Here is a 14,772-nt window from a genome sequence, read left to right as displayed (position 1 = left end):
TTATATGGAATATTATAATTTCGTTAGAAAGAAGAGAAAATTAAAAAGCAAGACTCCTGTAGAATACAGAAATCTTGCTTTAATGAAAGTAGCTTAATAAAAAGTTCAACTTTTTGGGTTCACTACAAGGAGGCCCTATGCGTTTTATTTTACAAACTGAATAGTTAAAGGAATTAAATATCTTTCTCCATTGTATGCTTTAACGGCTGCGATTATAGTAAACACAAATGTCATTAATGCGATAATTGGAAGAATAATAAATCCGATGAAAACAATACATAATAAACCTGCAATAAAGCTATAAATAAAATAAGAAATAAAGAAATTTAAATAATCTTTACCAATTTGATCAACAAATAGAGACTGGTCTTTTTTCATTATCCAAATAATAAGTGGACCTACGATAACAGTGAAAAAAGAAGTTAAATAAATGAGCATTGCCATTGTTTTTTCATCACTTGTTGGGCTATTCCCTTGGTAATTACTGAATTGTGTTTCATTAATATTTTGATAGTTATCCATATTCTACCTCCATTCTTACTTCAAAAATATACGATAAAGGAAATAATTGCAAGCAAATATACAAAAAAACAGCATCTCCTAAGAGATGCTGTTGTAACGTTTAAATTTAAAAATTATAATTTAGTTACGTTAGCAGCTTGTGGTCCACGTTGACCTTCTTCGATTTCGAATTCTACTGCTTGGCCTTCTTCTAAAGATTTGTATCCTTCACCTTGGATAGCTGAGAAATGTACGAATACATCGTCTCCACCTTCAACTGAGATGAAACCGAAACCTTTTTCTGAATTAAACCATTTAACTGTACCTTGTGTCATGTGTAATGACCTCCAAATATTTATTAATAAATATCTCTTTTTTAAAACTAAAAAATTCACATATTACAAAAAGTAACGAACTTGCACCATTACCTTTTGTAACATGTGAAATCCTTATTTCTTGTAAATGAACGATCTTTATTGACTTAAGTGTACAATGGATTGAGACATTTGTCTAGTGAAATATGACAATTCTTTTTTATGAGTATTCTAAAAATTGGAATAAAGCTAGGCGTGGAGTGGGTTTTGACCGATAAAAAAATATTATTTATTTAAGGATATTTAAAACATTTTAATCATAATGACACCACAAAGCATCAAAATAATACCGACAACTTGAATACGTTTAATATCTGTTTTAGTCGCTCCAAGTAAACCGAATCGATCAATACAGATGCTACAAATAATTTGACCAAATAATCCCATTACAACGACCATACCTGTACCGATAATAGGAACTAGAAAGCTCATTCCAAATACAAAGAAACTTCCAATAATCCCACCCATCCAAATCCACCAAGGTGTATTACCTAAAGCAAAGCGTATATTACCAAGCTTTCTCATTGAACAAACAATGATTACAAGAATGATAGTACCGACAAGAAATGACACAAACGCAGCATGAATACTAGAATGCAACAATTTGCCAAGATGACCATTAATAGAAGATTGAGTTGCCATTAACATCCCTGCTACAATACCAAGCACTTGCCATGGCAACAACGGACCATCAGCCGGCTTAGAAAAACGATTTCTCAAATGTGGTAAAACAACAATCGCATAAACACCGATAAGTAAAAACATCATGCCTATTAAACGAAATATGTTAAATGGATGTGTTGGAGATTGGAATAGACCAAAACTATCAATCAACATTCCCATTAATATTTGTCCCATAATTGGCAATATTACCGTTTGCACACCACCAAGTTTCGGAAACAGTAAAATATTTGTCGTTAAACCGATTACACCTAATAAACCACCCATCCAAATCCACCAAGGATTTGAAGTGAATGTAGTAGATGGAATCATAACAGTATGTTGTGTGAGTAGTGTTAACATTAATAAGAATAACGTACCAACAGAAAAAGACACCATCGATGCGACATATGGTGATAGAACATAAGAACGTAACCTAGAATTCACAGCAGTTTGAATAGGCACACCAAGCCCGATCACAAACGCAAACATTAAATAACCCATACTAACACTCCTAATATATGACTGCTTTCATTTTATAGAAATAAAGATACCGCATCAAGAGGATGAATTTGTTGTCTGCAGCTCAACTGATCACCTCACTTGAGCCGCAAACGAATCTGTGGCTCAACTACCAGCCACACTTGAGCTGCAAACAAATCTGTGGCTCAACTGCCAGCTTCACTTGAGCCACAAATGAATCTGCAGCTCAACTGTCCATCTCACTTGAGCCGCAAACGGATCTGTAGCTCAACTGTCCGTCTCACATGAGCCGCAAACGGATCTGCAGCTCAACTACCAGCCACACTTGAGCCGCAAACGAATCTGCAGCTCAACTGTCCATCTCACTTGAGCTGCAAACAAGAAAAGGATTCACCTGACTCGCAGGTGAATCCTTGATTATTATTTCTTCCAACGCTCTAATCCTTTAAGTTGCATTGGATAGAATGTTTTCATAAAGAATTTTACGATTTTGTTTCCTTGGCCATTAGAAATTGCTTCTTTACCTCGAACTAGCATTTCATCGAATGTAATACTCGGTTCGATGAACGCACCATTTTCATAACAGTAACTACAATATTTCGTAGACTTAGAACCATCTGCTTCAGTACCACGTACATCTTTACCATGTAAGTTTAGAGGCATACCACAGCTTTGACAAAATTTCTCCATTATAATCTCCTATACGTGTTGATCAATTAAAATTGTATTTCCGTCTGGATCTTTCACAAAGAAATAACCAGGACCAGATTCACTTGCCGTATTTTCTTGCTCTAATTCAAGACCAGCTTCTTTAAGTGCTGTAGCAATTTCGCGCACGTCTGTACCTTCTGCTTCAGTTCCATTATCATCCCATCTTGGGTTGAATGTCATCATATTATCTTCAAGCATACCTTGGAATAATCCGATACGTGCATAACCATTCTTTAACACGACCCAATTCTGACTTTCATCACCTGATACTTGTTCAAATCCTAATGTTTTGTAGAATTTAATTGAAGCTTGTAAATCCTTAACTGCTAAACTCACTGAAAAATTACCTAAATGCATTGATAACACTCCTTTATCCGAAATAATAAGCTGCTAAAGTCATGATCATAATACAAACGAATTTATAGCTTTCGTTGATTGCAATTAATTTAAATGATTTCATTTCAAAGAAATAATTTTTACATGCAGATAATACAACGATTAAACCAAGCACAGATCCTGCGCAGAAAATATTTAGCGTTGTGTGACTTAAAATAAAAAAGACAAGTAGTGAAACTAAAATTTCAATGACGAATGAATAAATCATTTCTTTCATGCCATTGTTTGAATCATTTATTTGTTGTTCAGTAATACCAACTTCTTTAATCCATGCGTTCTTAAATAAAAATCCATACCATAATGCACCGACCATAAATGCCAATACACCAGCGATAATAGCTGCAATAATACTCATAAATTACTCCTTAAATTTAATTGTGTCCTATTTATATTAAAACACATAGTGTAAAATATCGCACTGATTATCTTGTATATATCAGTTATAGGAAAGGTTACGTAATAATCATGACAAATGTCATATTAATCTCATTACAGATGTGAATTATATTCATGTCTGTTTTTTTATTTAATAAAGGTAAGGAGGGGATTGAGATGATTAAAGTAAATCAACTGAACTTGTATATAGGAAAACATCATATTCTAAAGAATATCAATTTAAATATTGAACAAGGTGATGCGATTGCTTTGGTTGGGCCAAATGGTGCTGGTAAGTCGACGTTAATTGATTGTTTGTTAGGTAATAAGTCGATTGCTTCGGGCCATATCGACGGTCAATCTTTGATATTAAATCACCATAAAACAAGTGTATTGTATCAACATACTTATTTCACACCAAATATGAAAGTGATTCAAATTATTCGTTTATTTCAAAGTCTCTATAATAATCCACTTTCTCTTGATGAAATTAAACAAATCACTCATTTTGATGAAACGAATTTATCAACTGAAGCGAATCGTCTTTCTGGTGGGCAGAAACGTATTTTAGACGTTTCGTTGACACTTATGGGACGTCCTGAAGTGATTATTTTAGATGAACCTACTGTTGGGATGGATACGTCAACGCGTAAACGATTTTATGAATTAGTTCAAAATTTGAAGAATGAAGGTAAGACGATATTATTTACGTCACACTATATTGAAGAGGTTGAAAGTTTAGCCGATCGTATTGTTTTATTACATAAAGGTGAAATTGTACGAGATAGTACGCCGAGACGTATTCGCAGTGAGTCTCATCAAAAGCAAATAGTATTACCTAGGAAATATGAAATAGCAATTAAAGGCATCGCTCCAGATATGACGATAAAAGATGACAGCATCTTATTCGTTTCTCGAGATGTGCAACCGATAATTACACAGATGCTAGCACAAGGTGTTAACTTTAATGATGTTGAGATAACAAATGAATCGTTACTTGATCGTATATTCAAAGTAGTGGAGGAGGATCACAATGAAACAGTTTAAGGCCATGATGAAATATGAATTGATTGATATGAGTTCTCGAAAAAGTGTGTTTATTATGTCGATATTACTGCCGGTTATATTCTTTCTCGTATTTTCTGCACTTATGCAAACACCTAATCCAAAGGAGTTATCTTTTTATATCCGTGATTATATGTTATCCATGACAACTTTCAGTTTGGTGAGTTTTGCAATATTAACTTTTCCAGTCGAAATGATTAACGATAAGAATAACGGTTGGAGTAGAGCATTATTTAGAACGCCATTAAATCCAATGGTTTATTATTTATGTAAAGTTATCAAAATTATGATTATGTACATGATTGCAATCTTGATTGTGTTTTTAGTAGGACATTTTTTCAAAGACGTCAACATGAGTGCGAAAGAGTGGGTCATCAGCTATATTGGGCTCTTGTTCGGCGGCTTAATCTTTTTAACATTTGGATTATTGCTAGCACAGTTTAAAGATACACAAAAAGCGAGTACGCTAGGAAATATTTTATATTTAGGCTTGGCAATGCTTGGTGGGCTGTGGTTTCCTGTTATTACGTTTCCAGAATGGTTACAACCGATAGCAAAGTTGACACCAACGTATAACTTTAAAAATATCGCAGCAGGTTTATTTGAAAAAGAATATCCATGGCATTCGATTGGTATTTTACTAATTTATGCGATTGTCTTTATAATATTAAGTGTAGTGATTAGAAGGAAAACGGACGTGATTTAATGAAATGGAAGCATGTTAATAAGATACAATATGTCACCTCACTCATATTTATTATTTTTCCTATAGCAAGTTTGTTTGAAACCGCTAATGTCTATCTTAAAATTGTAAAAGGTATCGCAATTGCAATATATGTTTGCAGTGCAGTTTATATGATGCAGGGTAGGAAAAAATATTTACCGTTGGCTTTTGCATGCATCATTGTATGTATCACGATATTTATTCATTTATGTAATGTTGGTAATATATTATTTTATTTATTCCCGATTTCATTCGTACCTTATGCAATGGGAAAATCTTTAAATTCTCTTTACTCGAAAGTGACTTTATCTACTTTATTGATTAACTACGCTATCATTTATACGTATGACTATAAAATTGCAATTGAGATTTCAGCACATGTGTTATTCATGTTTATGATGGCTTTTTCGATGGATTATTTCGCAAAGCAATCCAGAATGACTTATGAGATGAATATTAAAAATGAAAAGCTGGCATTGTTATCATCTCAAATTGAACGCAATCGTATTTCTCAAGACTTACATGATTCGCTTGGCCAAGTGTTCAGCACGTTGACTGTAAAGTCAGAACTTGCGTTAAAGTTATTGAAGAAAGACCCTGAAGGCGCTAAAAATGAAATGATAGAAATTCAAAAGTTATCCCAAAGTTCTTTGTTTAAGGTGAGAAGTATCATCGATAACATTAAATCAAGAACGATTGAAGATGAAGTGCAGCACATCAGTCAGCTACTAAACGATGCAAATATCGAGTTGGATGTTACAGTGAACTATCAACATTTGGATGAAGTGAAACATCATGAAATCAGTATGTTATTAAAGGAATTGGTGAATAATATCATTAAACATAGTGGTGCAACGCATGTAAATTTAAATGTTCAACAAATATCAGATAGACTTCATTTAATGATTGAAGACAATGGAAAAGGTTTAAAGCCTCATGCACAACTTGTTAGTATTTCATCTCGTGTAAAAGCGCTGAACGGAGAAGTTCAAGTAACAAACTTAACACCAGGCTTAAAAATTGAAATCGACTTGGAGGTGGATTAATGAAAATATTACATGCGGAAGATCAAAGTATGCTACGTGAAGCGATGCATCAATTGCTATTGTTAGACGATGAAATAGAAAGTGTTAAAAGTGTACGTAATGGACAAGAAGCCATCGATGCACTAGATGAACACTTTGATATTGCATTACTGGATATTGAAATGCCAGAGAAAAGTGGTTTAGAAGTACTTGAACACATTCGAAGCAACGCACTGCCAGTTAAAGTCATTATTGTAACGACATTTAAACGCCCAGGGTATTTCGAAAAAGCATTGAATTTAAATGTAGATGCATACGTATTGAAAGAACGTTCTGTAGATGATTTGATTAAGACGATGCAAAATGTCATGCAAGGTAATAAAGAATATAGTCCAGAATTATTACCGATGATGCTGAGAAAGAATCCACTTAATGAAAAAGAACAAGAAATTCTAGAATTAATAGGTGAAGGGTTATCGAGTAAAGAAATTAGCCAAAAATTATTTTTAAGCGACGGTACAGTACGTAATTATACGAGTATCATCATTGAAAAGTTAGGTGCAGAAAATAGAATCAACGCTTGGAGAATCGGAAAAGATTTAGGATTTATCTCATGATGAAAATCATGAGTTTTTTTGTCTAAAATATAGACAATTATCTATATAAGGAGTAGAATGATTTTGTAATATAGATGACTATCTATATAGGAGATGTGATGGATACGATGAATTATGAGGATTTAGCAAAATTATTGAAGGTAATGTCAGATAAAAGTCGTTTAGAGATTTTAGATTTACTAAGTTGTGGTCCAATGTGCGCAAATGATATATTAATGCATTTTAAATTCTCTCAACCAACATTATCGCATCATATGAAGCAATTAAAAGAGAGTGGCCTTGTAACAACTTGGAAAGAAGGTACGAAAGTGATATATGCCAATAATTTGGAAGTGATTAGTCCTTTAATGGCAATGCAAAATGTTTTATTCACACCAAACCAAAATTGTGTTTGTAAAAAATAATAAGGAGTGTTTGTTATGGTAGAAATTAAAATTTTTGAACCTGCAATGTGTTGTTCTTCGGGTGTTTGTGGTCCATCGCCTGATCAGGAATTAATCCGCGTCAATGGCGATATTGAGAAGATGAAACAAAACGGTATTAAAGTATTACGTTATAACTTGTCATCAGCACCAAATGCATTTGTAAGACATAAAGAAATTATGGAGCTTATTAAGACAAAAGGTGAGAAAGTGATGCCCATTACGGTCATTAATGATGAGATAGTAAAAACAGGCAGTTATATGACTTCTGATGAAGTAATGGATATCATCGTTGTTCATGATTTGCAAAGTAACTGTTGTGCCCCCGGAGATCATTGTTGTTAAGGAGTGAGTGCAATGGAAAAGTTTAATCCCAATACAATTCAGTTAACGAAATATTTATTTTTCACAGGTAAGGGTGGCGTAGGTAAGACGTCTATTTCTAGTGCGCTTGCTGTTCATTTAAGTACACAAGGAAAAAAGGTTGCATTAGTCAGTACTGACCCTGCAAGTAATTTACAGGATATCTTTGAAATGACTTTAACAAGTGAATTAACTCGAGTCCCATCTTTAGATAATCTATTTGTCGCTAATTTTGAACCTGTTGAAGCAGCAGAGAAATACAAGGAATCTATCGTAGGTCCATATCGCGATGTGTTGCCGGAATTTGCAATAAAAAATATGGAAGAACAGCTGAGTGGTTCATGTACAGTGGAAGTTGCAGCGTTTAATGAATTTACAGGTTTTCTGGCGAATAAAGACTATGCTGAACAATTTGATCATATCATATTTGATACCGCGCCAACTGGACATACGCTTAGAATGCTTGAGCTCCCTGACGCATGGTATTCATATATTGAAACTGCGACACATGAAGCTTCATGTCTAGGACAGTTATCAGGATTATCAGATAACAAACAAATCTATTTAGATGCTGTTAATAAATTGAGAGATACAAATCTTACAACGATGATGTTTGTTGCACGTGGTGATCAGCATAGTCTACAGGAATGTAAGCGTGCGATGAATGAGTTGCGCGAATTAAATATTACAAATGATATGTTGATCATAAACGGCATCATTGAACATGCTGAAAGTGATCTGGCGATTCAGAAATCAACAAATGAACAAACAGTATTAAGACAGTATGAGGGTTTCTTAAATCAAGTGCCTCATTACTATGTACCTATGAAGCAGTTTAATATATTTGGTATTGAAGCGCTGAAACAGTTATTTAGTGAAAATAAATTGATTCATCAAACTGAATCTGTTCAGTTACAAGACAGTCATTCTATGGACGAATTAGTGCAGCAGTTGGTGCATGATAACAAGCGCTTTATCTTTACGATGGGTAAAGGTGGTGTGGGTAAGACAACGATTGCAAAGATTATTTCAAAAAGACTCGCTGCACATGGTAGGTCAGTCTTACTTGCGACGACAGATCCAGCGAATCGATGGTTTGATACACAATCTAATGACCGCATCACAGTAAAATATATCGATGAAGAACAAGTATTAAAAGATTATGAAGCGGAAGTATTATCAGCCACTCAAAATCTTTCACAAGATCAAATTGATTATATTAAAGAAGATTTACGTAGTCCTTGTACACAGGAAATTGCATTCTTTCGTGCATTTAGTGATTTCATCGCTGATAAGTCACATGACGTTGTCGTCATTGATACAGCACCGACAGGTCATACATTATTATTGCTGGATGCCTCTCAAAGTTATCATAAAGAAATCGAGCGTAATGCGAATGTACTCCCAAGTTCTGTTTCAGAATTACTACCAAGCATTACGAATAATGATTTAACAGAAATGGTGATTGTAACACTTGCTGAACCGACACCAATAAAAGAAGCAGAGCGCCTGAAAGCGGACTTAGAACGTACGGGCATTCAACAACGTATGTGGGTGGTCAACAATACAATTGCAACATACGATGATACTCAAGATATGTTTAACAGTAAGATTCAGGAAGAACGACAACAAATTAATACATTAATCGCACATCAACCGTTTGTTGCAATACAATCGTATGATGTCGATATAGAAGAGGTAGCAAAATTATGATGGCAGGCATTGCAATCGCAATATTTTTATTAACTTTAACACTTGTCATCTGGCAGCCGAAGAACCTATCTATAGGTTACTCGGCTGTAGGTGGCGCAATACTCGCACTTATATTTGGCGTCGTTGATTTCAATGACGTCATTGATGTAACGAATATCGTATGGAATGCGACATTCACATTTATTGCAGTGATATTAATTTCATTGATTTTGGATGAGATTGGATTTTTTGAATGGGCAGCACTTCATATGACGCATCTTGCAAAAGGGAATACCTTTAAGATGTTTGTCTATGTGTGTATTTTAGGTGCCATCGTTGCTGCATTTTTCGCAAATGATGGGGCGGCATTAATTTTAACGCCAATCGTGCTTGCGATGGTGCGTAACTTAAACTTTAACGAGAAAATGGTCTTCCCTTTCATAATTGCTTCGGGATTTATTGCAGATACAACAAGTTTACCGTTAGTTGTAAGTAACTTAGTCAACATCGTATCTGCAGATTATTTCGATTTATCATTTATGGAATATGCGAAACATATGTTTTTACCGAACATATTCAGTTTAATTGCGAGTATTACAGTACTCTGGTTATACTTTAAGCGTAATGTACCGAAGTCATATGATGAAAGTGCGTTACGTGATCCGAAATCAGCGATTAAAGATATGAAACTCTTTAAAATGTCGTGGGCTGTACTTGCCATTTTATTAGTAGGCTATTTAGTCAGTGACTTTATCAATTTCCCGGTAAGTATTATTGCGGCGATCATTGCATTGGTGTTTATCATGTTCGCTAGACAAAGTCCTGCAGTGAATACAGGAAAAGTAGTAAAAGGTGCACCGTGGGCAATTGTGTTCTTCTCAATTGGGATGTATGTAGTTGTATATGGCCTAAAGAATGTTGGATTAACAAGTTTACTCGCAGGTGTGATTGATAACATCACACAAATGAATTTATTTGGTTCGATTATGGGGATGGGTTTCTTATCTGCGATACTATCGTCAGTGATGAATAATATGCCAACCGTACTGATAGACTCAATCGCAATTAAGCAAAGTGCTGCAACGGGTATGTTACAAGATGCATTAGTTTATGCGAATGTCATCGGATGTGACTTAGGACCAAAGATTACACCAATCGGAAGCTTAGCAACGTTATTATGGTTACACGTATTAAGTGGTAAAGGTGTTAAGATTTCATGGGGAACATATTTTAAGACAGGCATTGTGATTACTCTACCTGTCTTATTTGCAACACTTGTAGGATTATATTTATCAATGATGATATTTGGATAAAGGAGAATAATAATGACTAAAAAAACAATTTATTTCTTATGTACAGGGAACTCTTGTCGTTCACAAATCGCTGAAGGATTTGGTAAAAAGTATTTACCAGACTGGAATGTATATTCAGCCGGGATTGAAACCCATGGTGTGAATCCTAAAGCAATCGAAGCAATGAAAGAAGTAGGAATTGATATTTCAAATCATACCTCTGATTTGATTGATAAAGAAATTTTAAATAATGCAGATTTAGTTGTAACACTTTGTGATCATGCAAAAGATGTCTGCCCTGTTACACCAAAACACGTGAAAACGGTCCATTGGGGATTTGAAGATCCAGCGGGTCAAGATTGGTCAGTATTCCAACGTGTTCGTGATGAAATCGGTACACGTATTAAAAAGTTTGCAGAAATTGGAGAGTAATGCGTAATAAGTGGTATTTCCTTAAAATGTGATTATAATGAAATAGTAGTTATATTTTATACAATATGAATTAAAGGAGATTTCCAATGATTAAAGCTGTTCCGTATTTTAACTTTGCCAATGCGTTAGAAGTATTGAATTTTTATGAAGAAAAGTTTGGTGCTGAAATCGTTTCTAAAACAATGGGAGACGATGAAATGTTTAAGGATTTACCCGAGGAATTTAAAATGCCTGAGGACGTTGCTAAACGTTTTGTAATGAATGCTGAGTTCAAATTATTAGGGCAAACATTCATGATTAGTTCAACTATGGGTGAACGTGAAGTAAATAATGAAGGTGTAAATGTATGTTTCACATTTGATGGTAGCAACGATATTGAAGTGAAAGTTGCTACAGAATTCTTTGATCGTGCAGTTGCAGCTGGTAGTGAAGTCACAATGCCTTTAGGCCCAACTGAATGGTCGAAATTATATGGTATGTTTAAAGATCCGTACGGTATTTCATGGATGATTAATGCTTGTTAATAGTGAGACTGTAACATAAGTGTTCTGACACGAACAAAACCGAAAGAAAAACTAATAAATCGCTTTTCGATTTATTTTTTTCTTTCGGTTTTTTCATCGTGGCAACTTATGAGTTGATGTTGGTTATTCTGTAATTTCTATCTGATTGCCTTCAGGGTCTAATACACAACTTTCATAATAGCCATCTCCTGTAGTTCTTGGTGCTGACTGGAGTTGGCAGCCATTCATAATGAGTTGTTGTGTTAATGCATCAACTTGTGATTTGCTGCCTACACTGAATGCTAAATGTGTTAATCCAAAGTGCCATAAGCCATCGTGTGCTGCTTGGATGTCTGGACGTGTCATTAATTCTAATCTTGCGCCTGATTCAAAGGTAATAAAGTAAGTTTCTAAATTGGTTTTAGGATTGTGATATTTTTCGTTATGTACGCCGTTAAAGTAGGTACAATAAAAGTCTTTCATTAATTCTAATTCATTCACATAAATTGCAACATGTTCTATTTTCATTAGATGACCTCGTTTTCTTTAAGTTCTATGTTAACTTGATTTCAAATACAAAAAGTGGCACGCAAAATTTTGCGTGCCACTATATTATATCTTATTTTACGCCAACTGCATCCCAAGCTTGTGATACTAAAGCTGCATCCGCTGCACCATAAAGGTCAGTTGCTGCTTGTACGTAAGCTTTTTTCGCATCTAAGAATGTTGCGTTTGAAGTTAAGTAGTTTGTAATACCACGGTAGTAGATCTTTTCTGCTTTTGCTTTACCTAAAGCAACAATTGTATTATAAGCTGCTTTATTTGGAATACCTGAATTGACATGTACGCCGCCATAATCTGCAGCTGTATTTACATAATTCGCCATATTGTCTGGTTGACCATATTTTGTAGGGGCTTGTAAACTTCTTAAGCCATCTCCAGCAGTACCTGGTGTATAAACGTCTTCTGCAATTAAGTAATCACTAGGATCTAAGAAGAAAGCAAATGTATCTGATGTACTTTCATCTAAAGCACCACTTTGACCTTGGTAAGTAAAGTTTACTGATTTTTCCGTGACAGCATGTGTTAATTCGTGAGCGACAACATCTAATGCGCCAGATGGTGCTAATAATGTTGAGTTATCTCCATCTCCATAAATAACTTTATCACCAATCCATGCCGCGTTATTTCTATTATCATTTGTTGTGTTTAATGTATTTACGTGAACGACAGATACGATTTTTGAACCTAAATTATCATATGAATTACGGCCATGTGTATTTTTGTAGTAATCAAATACACGTTTTGCATAATAATGAGCATCAACTGCTGGTTTTTGATCTGCCGCGTTAAATGTTTTATCTGTATCTTTTACAGGTGAGAATGTTTTTGTTGTTTCATTATAACCATAAGTAAAATAGTTAATTGGTGAAGCATAGTCTTTTAATTCGTAACTTGTAGCAGATAATTGGTTAATGTTGATTGATTTATAAGCACCTAATACACCTTGTCCTAGACCAGTTGTCGCAGTATGTTTAATTTTATTTTGAGTATTCACTACGTGACCAGTTTGTGCATCAACATCAACGACAGCATGGTTAATCTTTGGTGATGTAGTGATGATTTCAATACGATACACTTGTTTGTTTGTTTTCGCATCGATAATTAAATCTTTTGATTTAACGACTTTGCCACCAATATTAACAGCTGTTTTTTCAGTTAAGCCTAAACTGTCTAATGCATTGCTTACTGCAGTTAATTCTGAAATCGAAACTGTATTTGTAGGTGTGAGGTCTTTTCCTTTTGTATCCCCAGTAACTAATAATACTTTGCCATCTTTATCAACGTGAACTTTAACTTCTTTGTCCACAGCGAATTTGCCGTTAGCATTAGGTTGTAACGTATAATGTGTAATACCTAATTCATCTGTTGTTTGGTCAACAACTTTGTAGTGTTTATAAAACTTTTGTAATCCTTTAATTTCTTTAAATACTAAATTTGCTTCACTAGATTTGTGAATGCGTTGTCCGTAGTGGTTTCCGTGATCTTGTTTAGCAAAAGCTTCTGTTGAAATCATAGTTGTTAAAGCGATTGACGAAAGAGCGATGGGTAAAAATTTAGTTGTTTTCATGTGTTTCTCCTATTTTCGTAAAATATTTCATTGTTTATGTCATAAGCATATAATTGAATATATATAATTTAACACATCAAAGTGTTTTTTAAAACAAAAAAACTCTTAAACAACTTAATTGTGTGATAAAATATTTTTCTTGCACATGTTTGCTATACATAAATTTTTAATATTGATAAAATACTGGTGAAAAGAGGCGATGAAGATGTTACCAAAAATCAGTAAACCAGCGACGAGAGCATTGAATAAAATTGGGATTACAACGCTTGAACAAGTAGCTAGTAGGAGCGATGAAGAATTATTATCATTACATGGTGTTGGACCAAAAGCGATCAAAATCTTACAAGTAGCTTTAAGTGAGAAGGGCTTAAAATTTAAACAAGATGAAAAATAATATGTTTTAACGATTTAACGAGTTAAATTGTGTGAATATTTTTGTGAAAACGTGTACAATGATATTAACAAAGAGACTAGTATTAAAGGAATTGATGAAATGATGGAACACAATCAACTTAAAGTGAGTCAACAGGATAATATTTTAATTTTAGAGCGTATCTTTAATTATCCTGTAGAGATGATTTATGATTCATTTACAGATGGACGTATGTTAGAAGAATGGTGGGGTCCAAAAGGAATCAAAACAACAAACATCATATATGATTTTCGTCCTGGTGGAATTTGGTTTTTTAAATTGAACTCAGAATATGGGGTGTCTTTTTCAAAATCTATTTTTCAGGAGATTTCTGAAAATCGATTTAGCTATATAGATTATTTCTCAGATGAAGAGGGCAATGAACTTAAAGAGATGGGAAGTTCATTAATTGATAATCAATTTGAGTCTATTCCTGAAGGAACAAAATTCACTACAACTATAACTTTTGAATCTAAAGAAAAACTTGAAGAAAGTTTAGAAATGAAAATTCTTGAAGGTATAGAGAGTACTTTGAATCGATTAGATGATTTATTAAGTCAATTATGAACATATGAATTGAAGCAAAGATAATCA

At 34.1% G+C, this 14,772-nt stretch carries 21 protein-coding genes; 13 read left to right on the top strand and 8 right to left on the bottom strand.

What is annotated here, in order from left to right; translation table 11 throughout:
- Nucleotides 1-4: 4 nt before the first annotated feature.
- A complete protein-coding gene (locus tag ER639_RS12595; RefSeq protein WP_368665656.1) occupies nt 5-97 on the top strand; it encodes an IS3 family transposase in 93 nt (30 codons plus the stop codon).
- Between the two features lie 47 nt (nt 98-144).
- Here ER639_RS12595 and ER639_RS11440 read toward each other — a convergent pair whose 3' ends face one another.
- The 6 genes from ER639_RS11440 to ER639_RS11415 form a co-directional block, all read right to left on the bottom strand.
- The gene (locus ER639_RS11440) at nt 145-522 is read right to left on the bottom strand and encodes a DUF4870 domain-containing protein (RefSeq protein WP_129065886.1); all 378 of its coding nucleotides are present in this window, start codon (nt 520-522) and stop codon (nt 145-147) included.
- A 113-nt stretch (nt 523-635) separates the two neighbouring features.
- Nucleotides 636-836 carry a cold-shock protein gene (locus tag ER639_RS11435; protein ID WP_129065885.1) on the bottom strand — a complete coding sequence of 67 codons (201 nt, stop codon included), beginning with the start codon at nt 834-836 and terminating at the stop codon, nt 636-638.
- Between the two features lie 282 nt (nt 837-1,118).
- Nucleotides 1,119-2,039 carry a DMT family transporter gene (locus tag ER639_RS11430; RefSeq protein ID WP_129065884.1) on the bottom strand — a complete coding sequence of 307 codons (921 nt, stop codon included), beginning with the start codon at nt 2,037-2,039 and terminating at the stop codon, nt 1,119-1,121.
- Nucleotides 2,040-2,438: 399 nt separating this feature from the next.
- Nucleotides 2,439-2,708 carry a zinc ribbon domain-containing protein gene (locus ER639_RS11425; RefSeq protein ID WP_129065883.1) on the bottom strand — a complete coding sequence of 90 codons (270 nt, stop codon included), beginning with the start codon at nt 2,706-2,708 and terminating at the stop codon, nt 2,439-2,441.
- 9 nt (nt 2,709-2,717) lie between these two features.
- A complete protein-coding gene (locus ER639_RS11420; protein WP_129065882.1) occupies nt 2,718-3,086 on the bottom strand; it encodes a VOC family protein in 369 nt (122 codons plus the stop codon).
- A 13-nt stretch (nt 3,087-3,099) separates the two neighbouring features.
- Nucleotides 3,100-3,480: a DUF1761 domain-containing protein gene (locus ER639_RS11415; RefSeq protein ID WP_129065881.1), complete on the bottom strand. Its 381-nt coding sequence runs from the start codon at nt 3,478-3,480 to the stop codon at nt 3,100-3,102.
- Between the two features lie 197 nt (nt 3,481-3,677).
- Between ER639_RS11415 and ER639_RS11410 the strand changes: the two genes are divergently transcribed.
- The 10 genes from ER639_RS11410 to ER639_RS11365 all read left to right on the top strand — a co-directional run bounded on the left by ER639_RS11410 (nt 3,678) and on the right by ER639_RS11365 (nt 11,656).
- Nucleotides 3,678-4,547, top strand: a complete 870-nt coding sequence (locus ER639_RS11410) for an ABC transporter ATP-binding protein (protein WP_164993442.1) — start codon at nt 3,678-3,680, stop codon at nt 4,545-4,547.
- Nucleotides 4,534-5,271, top strand: a complete 738-nt coding sequence (locus tag ER639_RS11405) for an ABC transporter permease (protein WP_129065879.1) — start codon at nt 4,534-4,536, stop codon at nt 5,269-5,271. The genes ER639_RS11410 and ER639_RS11405 overlap by 14 nt, the downstream gene beginning before the upstream one ends.
- 152 nt (nt 5,272-5,423) lie before the next feature.
- Complete coding sequence (locus ER639_RS11400; RefSeq protein WP_164993441.1) at nt 5,424-6,335, top strand: sensor histidine kinase; 912 nt, start codon at nt 5,424-5,426, stop codon at nt 6,333-6,335.
- On the top strand, nt 6,335-6,931 hold the full coding sequence (locus ER639_RS11395; protein ID WP_129065877.1) for a response regulator transcription factor: 597 nt from the start codon (nt 6,335-6,337) through the stop codon (nt 6,929-6,931). The genes ER639_RS11400 and ER639_RS11395 overlap by 1 nt, the downstream gene beginning before the upstream one ends.
- Before the next feature lie 107 nt (nt 6,932-7,038).
- Nucleotides 7,039-7,335: an ArsR/SmtB family transcription factor gene (locus tag ER639_RS11390; RefSeq protein ID WP_129065893.1), complete on the top strand. Its 297-nt coding sequence runs from the start codon at nt 7,039-7,041 to the stop codon at nt 7,333-7,335.
- A 15-nt stretch (nt 7,336-7,350) separates the two neighbouring features.
- Nucleotides 7,351-7,698: an arsenite efflux transporter metallochaperone ArsD gene (arsD, locus tag ER639_RS11385; protein WP_129065876.1), complete on the top strand. Its 348-nt coding sequence runs from the start codon at nt 7,351-7,353 to the stop codon at nt 7,696-7,698.
- 12 nt (nt 7,699-7,710) lie between these two features.
- Nucleotides 7,711-9,429, top strand: a complete 1,719-nt coding sequence (gene arsA, locus ER639_RS11380; protein ID WP_129065875.1) for an arsenical pump-driving ATPase — start codon at nt 7,711-7,713, stop codon at nt 9,427-9,429.
- Nucleotides 9,429-10,721, top strand: a complete 1,293-nt coding sequence (locus ER639_RS11375; protein ID WP_129065892.1) for an arsenic transporter — start codon at nt 9,429-9,431, stop codon at nt 10,719-10,721. Before arsA ends, ER639_RS11375 begins: the two co-directional genes overlap by 1 nt.
- Before the next feature lie 9 nt (nt 10,722-10,730).
- Complete coding sequence (gene arsC, locus ER639_RS11370; RefSeq protein ID WP_129065874.1) at nt 10,731-11,132, top strand: arsenate reductase (thioredoxin); 402 nt, start codon at nt 10,731-10,733, stop codon at nt 11,130-11,132.
- 86 nt (nt 11,133-11,218) lie between these two features.
- Entirely contained in the window at nt 11,219-11,656 is a 438-nt protein-coding gene (locus tag ER639_RS11365; RefSeq protein ID WP_240664065.1) for a VOC family protein, read from the top strand.
- Between the two features lie 123 nt (nt 11,657-11,779).
- On the opposite strand, the gene ER639_RS11360 is transcribed toward ER639_RS11365, so the two are convergent.
- Both ER639_RS11360 and ER639_RS11355 read right to left on the bottom strand, forming a co-directional pair.
- Entirely contained in the window at nt 11,780-12,163 is a 384-nt protein-coding gene (locus ER639_RS11360) for a VOC family protein (RefSeq protein ID WP_129065873.1), read from the bottom strand.
- A gap of 91 nt (nt 12,164-12,254) precedes the next feature.
- Nucleotides 12,255-13,766, bottom strand: a complete 1,512-nt coding sequence (locus tag ER639_RS11355; RefSeq protein WP_129065872.1) for a M4 family metallopeptidase — start codon at nt 13,764-13,766, stop codon at nt 12,255-12,257.
- A gap of 205 nt (nt 13,767-13,971) precedes the next feature.
- Here ER639_RS11355 and ER639_RS11350 point away from each other — a divergent pair, with 205 nt between their 5' ends.
- Both ER639_RS11350 and ER639_RS11345 read left to right on the top strand, forming a co-directional pair.
- On the top strand, nt 13,972-14,160 hold the full coding sequence (locus ER639_RS11350; protein ID WP_240664063.1) for a helix-hairpin-helix domain-containing protein: 189 nt from the start codon (nt 13,972-13,974) through the stop codon (nt 14,158-14,160).
- A gap of 99 nt (nt 14,161-14,259) precedes the next feature.
- Nucleotides 14,260-14,745, top strand: coding sequence for an SRPBCC family protein (locus tag ER639_RS11345; protein WP_129065870.1), 486 nt, complete (start codon nt 14,260-14,262; stop codon nt 14,743-14,745).
- Nucleotides 14,746-14,772 lie beyond the last annotated feature (27 nt).

The organism is Macrococcus sp. DPC7161, assembly GCF_004117835.1.
Taxonomy (GTDB): domain Bacteria; phylum Bacillota; class Bacilli; order Staphylococcales; family Staphylococcaceae; genus SDSC01.
This window is presented reverse-complemented; position numbering and strand designations above follow the sequence as displayed.

Excerpts from the sequence above, each read along its gene's own strand:
- ER639_RS12595 (WP_368665656.1), top strand. The coding sequence starts at position 5 with ATGGAATATTATAATTTCGTTAGAAAGAAGAGAAAATTAAAAAGCAAG.
- ER639_RS11440 (WP_129065886.1), bottom strand. The coding sequence starts at position 522 with ATGGATAACTATCAAAATATTAATGAAACACAATTCAGTAATTACCAA.
- ER639_RS11435 (WP_129065885.1), bottom strand. The coding sequence starts at position 836 with ATGACACAAGGTACAGTTAAATGGTTTAATTCAGAAAAAGGTTTCGGT.
- ER639_RS11430 (WP_129065884.1), bottom strand. The coding sequence starts at position 2,039 with ATGGGTTATTTAATGTTTGCGTTTGTGATCGGGCTTGGTGTGCCTATT.
- ER639_RS11425 (WP_129065883.1), bottom strand. The coding sequence starts at position 2,708 with ATGGAGAAATTTTGTCAAAGCTGTGGTATGCCTCTAAACTTACATGGT.
- ER639_RS11420 (WP_129065882.1), bottom strand. The coding sequence starts at position 3,086 with ATGCATTTAGGTAATTTTTCAGTGAGTTTAGCAGTTAAGGATTTACAA.
- ER639_RS11415 (WP_129065881.1), bottom strand. The coding sequence starts at position 3,480 with ATGAGTATTATTGCAGCTATTATCGCTGGTGTATTGGCATTTATGGTC.
- ER639_RS11410 (WP_164993442.1), top strand. The coding sequence starts at position 3,678 with ATGATTAAAGTAAATCAACTGAACTTGTATATAGGAAAACATCATATT.
- ER639_RS11405 (WP_129065879.1), top strand. The coding sequence starts at position 4,534 with ATGAAACAGTTTAAGGCCATGATGAAATATGAATTGATTGATATGAGT.
- ER639_RS11400 (WP_164993441.1), top strand. The coding sequence starts at position 5,424 with ATGCAGGGTAGGAAAAAATATTTACCGTTGGCTTTTGCATGCATCATT.
- ER639_RS11395 (WP_129065877.1), top strand. The coding sequence starts at position 6,335 with ATGAAAATATTACATGCGGAAGATCAAAGTATGCTACGTGAAGCGATG.
- ER639_RS11390 (WP_129065893.1), top strand. The coding sequence starts at position 7,039 with ATGAATTATGAGGATTTAGCAAAATTATTGAAGGTAATGTCAGATAAA.
- arsD (WP_129065876.1), top strand. The coding sequence starts at position 7,351 with ATGGTAGAAATTAAAATTTTTGAACCTGCAATGTGTTGTTCTTCGGGT.
- arsA (WP_129065875.1), top strand. The coding sequence starts at position 7,711 with ATGGAAAAGTTTAATCCCAATACAATTCAGTTAACGAAATATTTATTT.
- ER639_RS11375 (WP_129065892.1), top strand. The coding sequence starts at position 9,429 with ATGGCAGGCATTGCAATCGCAATATTTTTATTAACTTTAACACTTGTC.
- ER639_RS11365 (WP_240664065.1), top strand. The coding sequence starts at position 11,219 with ATGATTAAAGCTGTTCCGTATTTTAACTTTGCCAATGCGTTAGAAGTA.
- ER639_RS11360 (WP_129065873.1), bottom strand. The coding sequence starts at position 12,163 with ATGAAAATAGAACATGTTGCAATTTATGTGAATGAATTAGAATTAATG.
- ER639_RS11355 (WP_129065872.1), bottom strand. The coding sequence starts at position 13,766 with ATGAAAACAACTAAATTTTTACCCATCGCTCTTTCGTCAATCGCTTTA.
- ER639_RS11350 (WP_240664063.1), top strand. The coding sequence starts at position 13,972 with ATGTTACCAAAAATCAGTAAACCAGCGACGAGAGCATTGAATAAAATT.
- ER639_RS11345 (WP_129065870.1), top strand. The coding sequence starts at position 14,260 with ATGATGGAACACAATCAACTTAAAGTGAGTCAACAGGATAATATTTTA.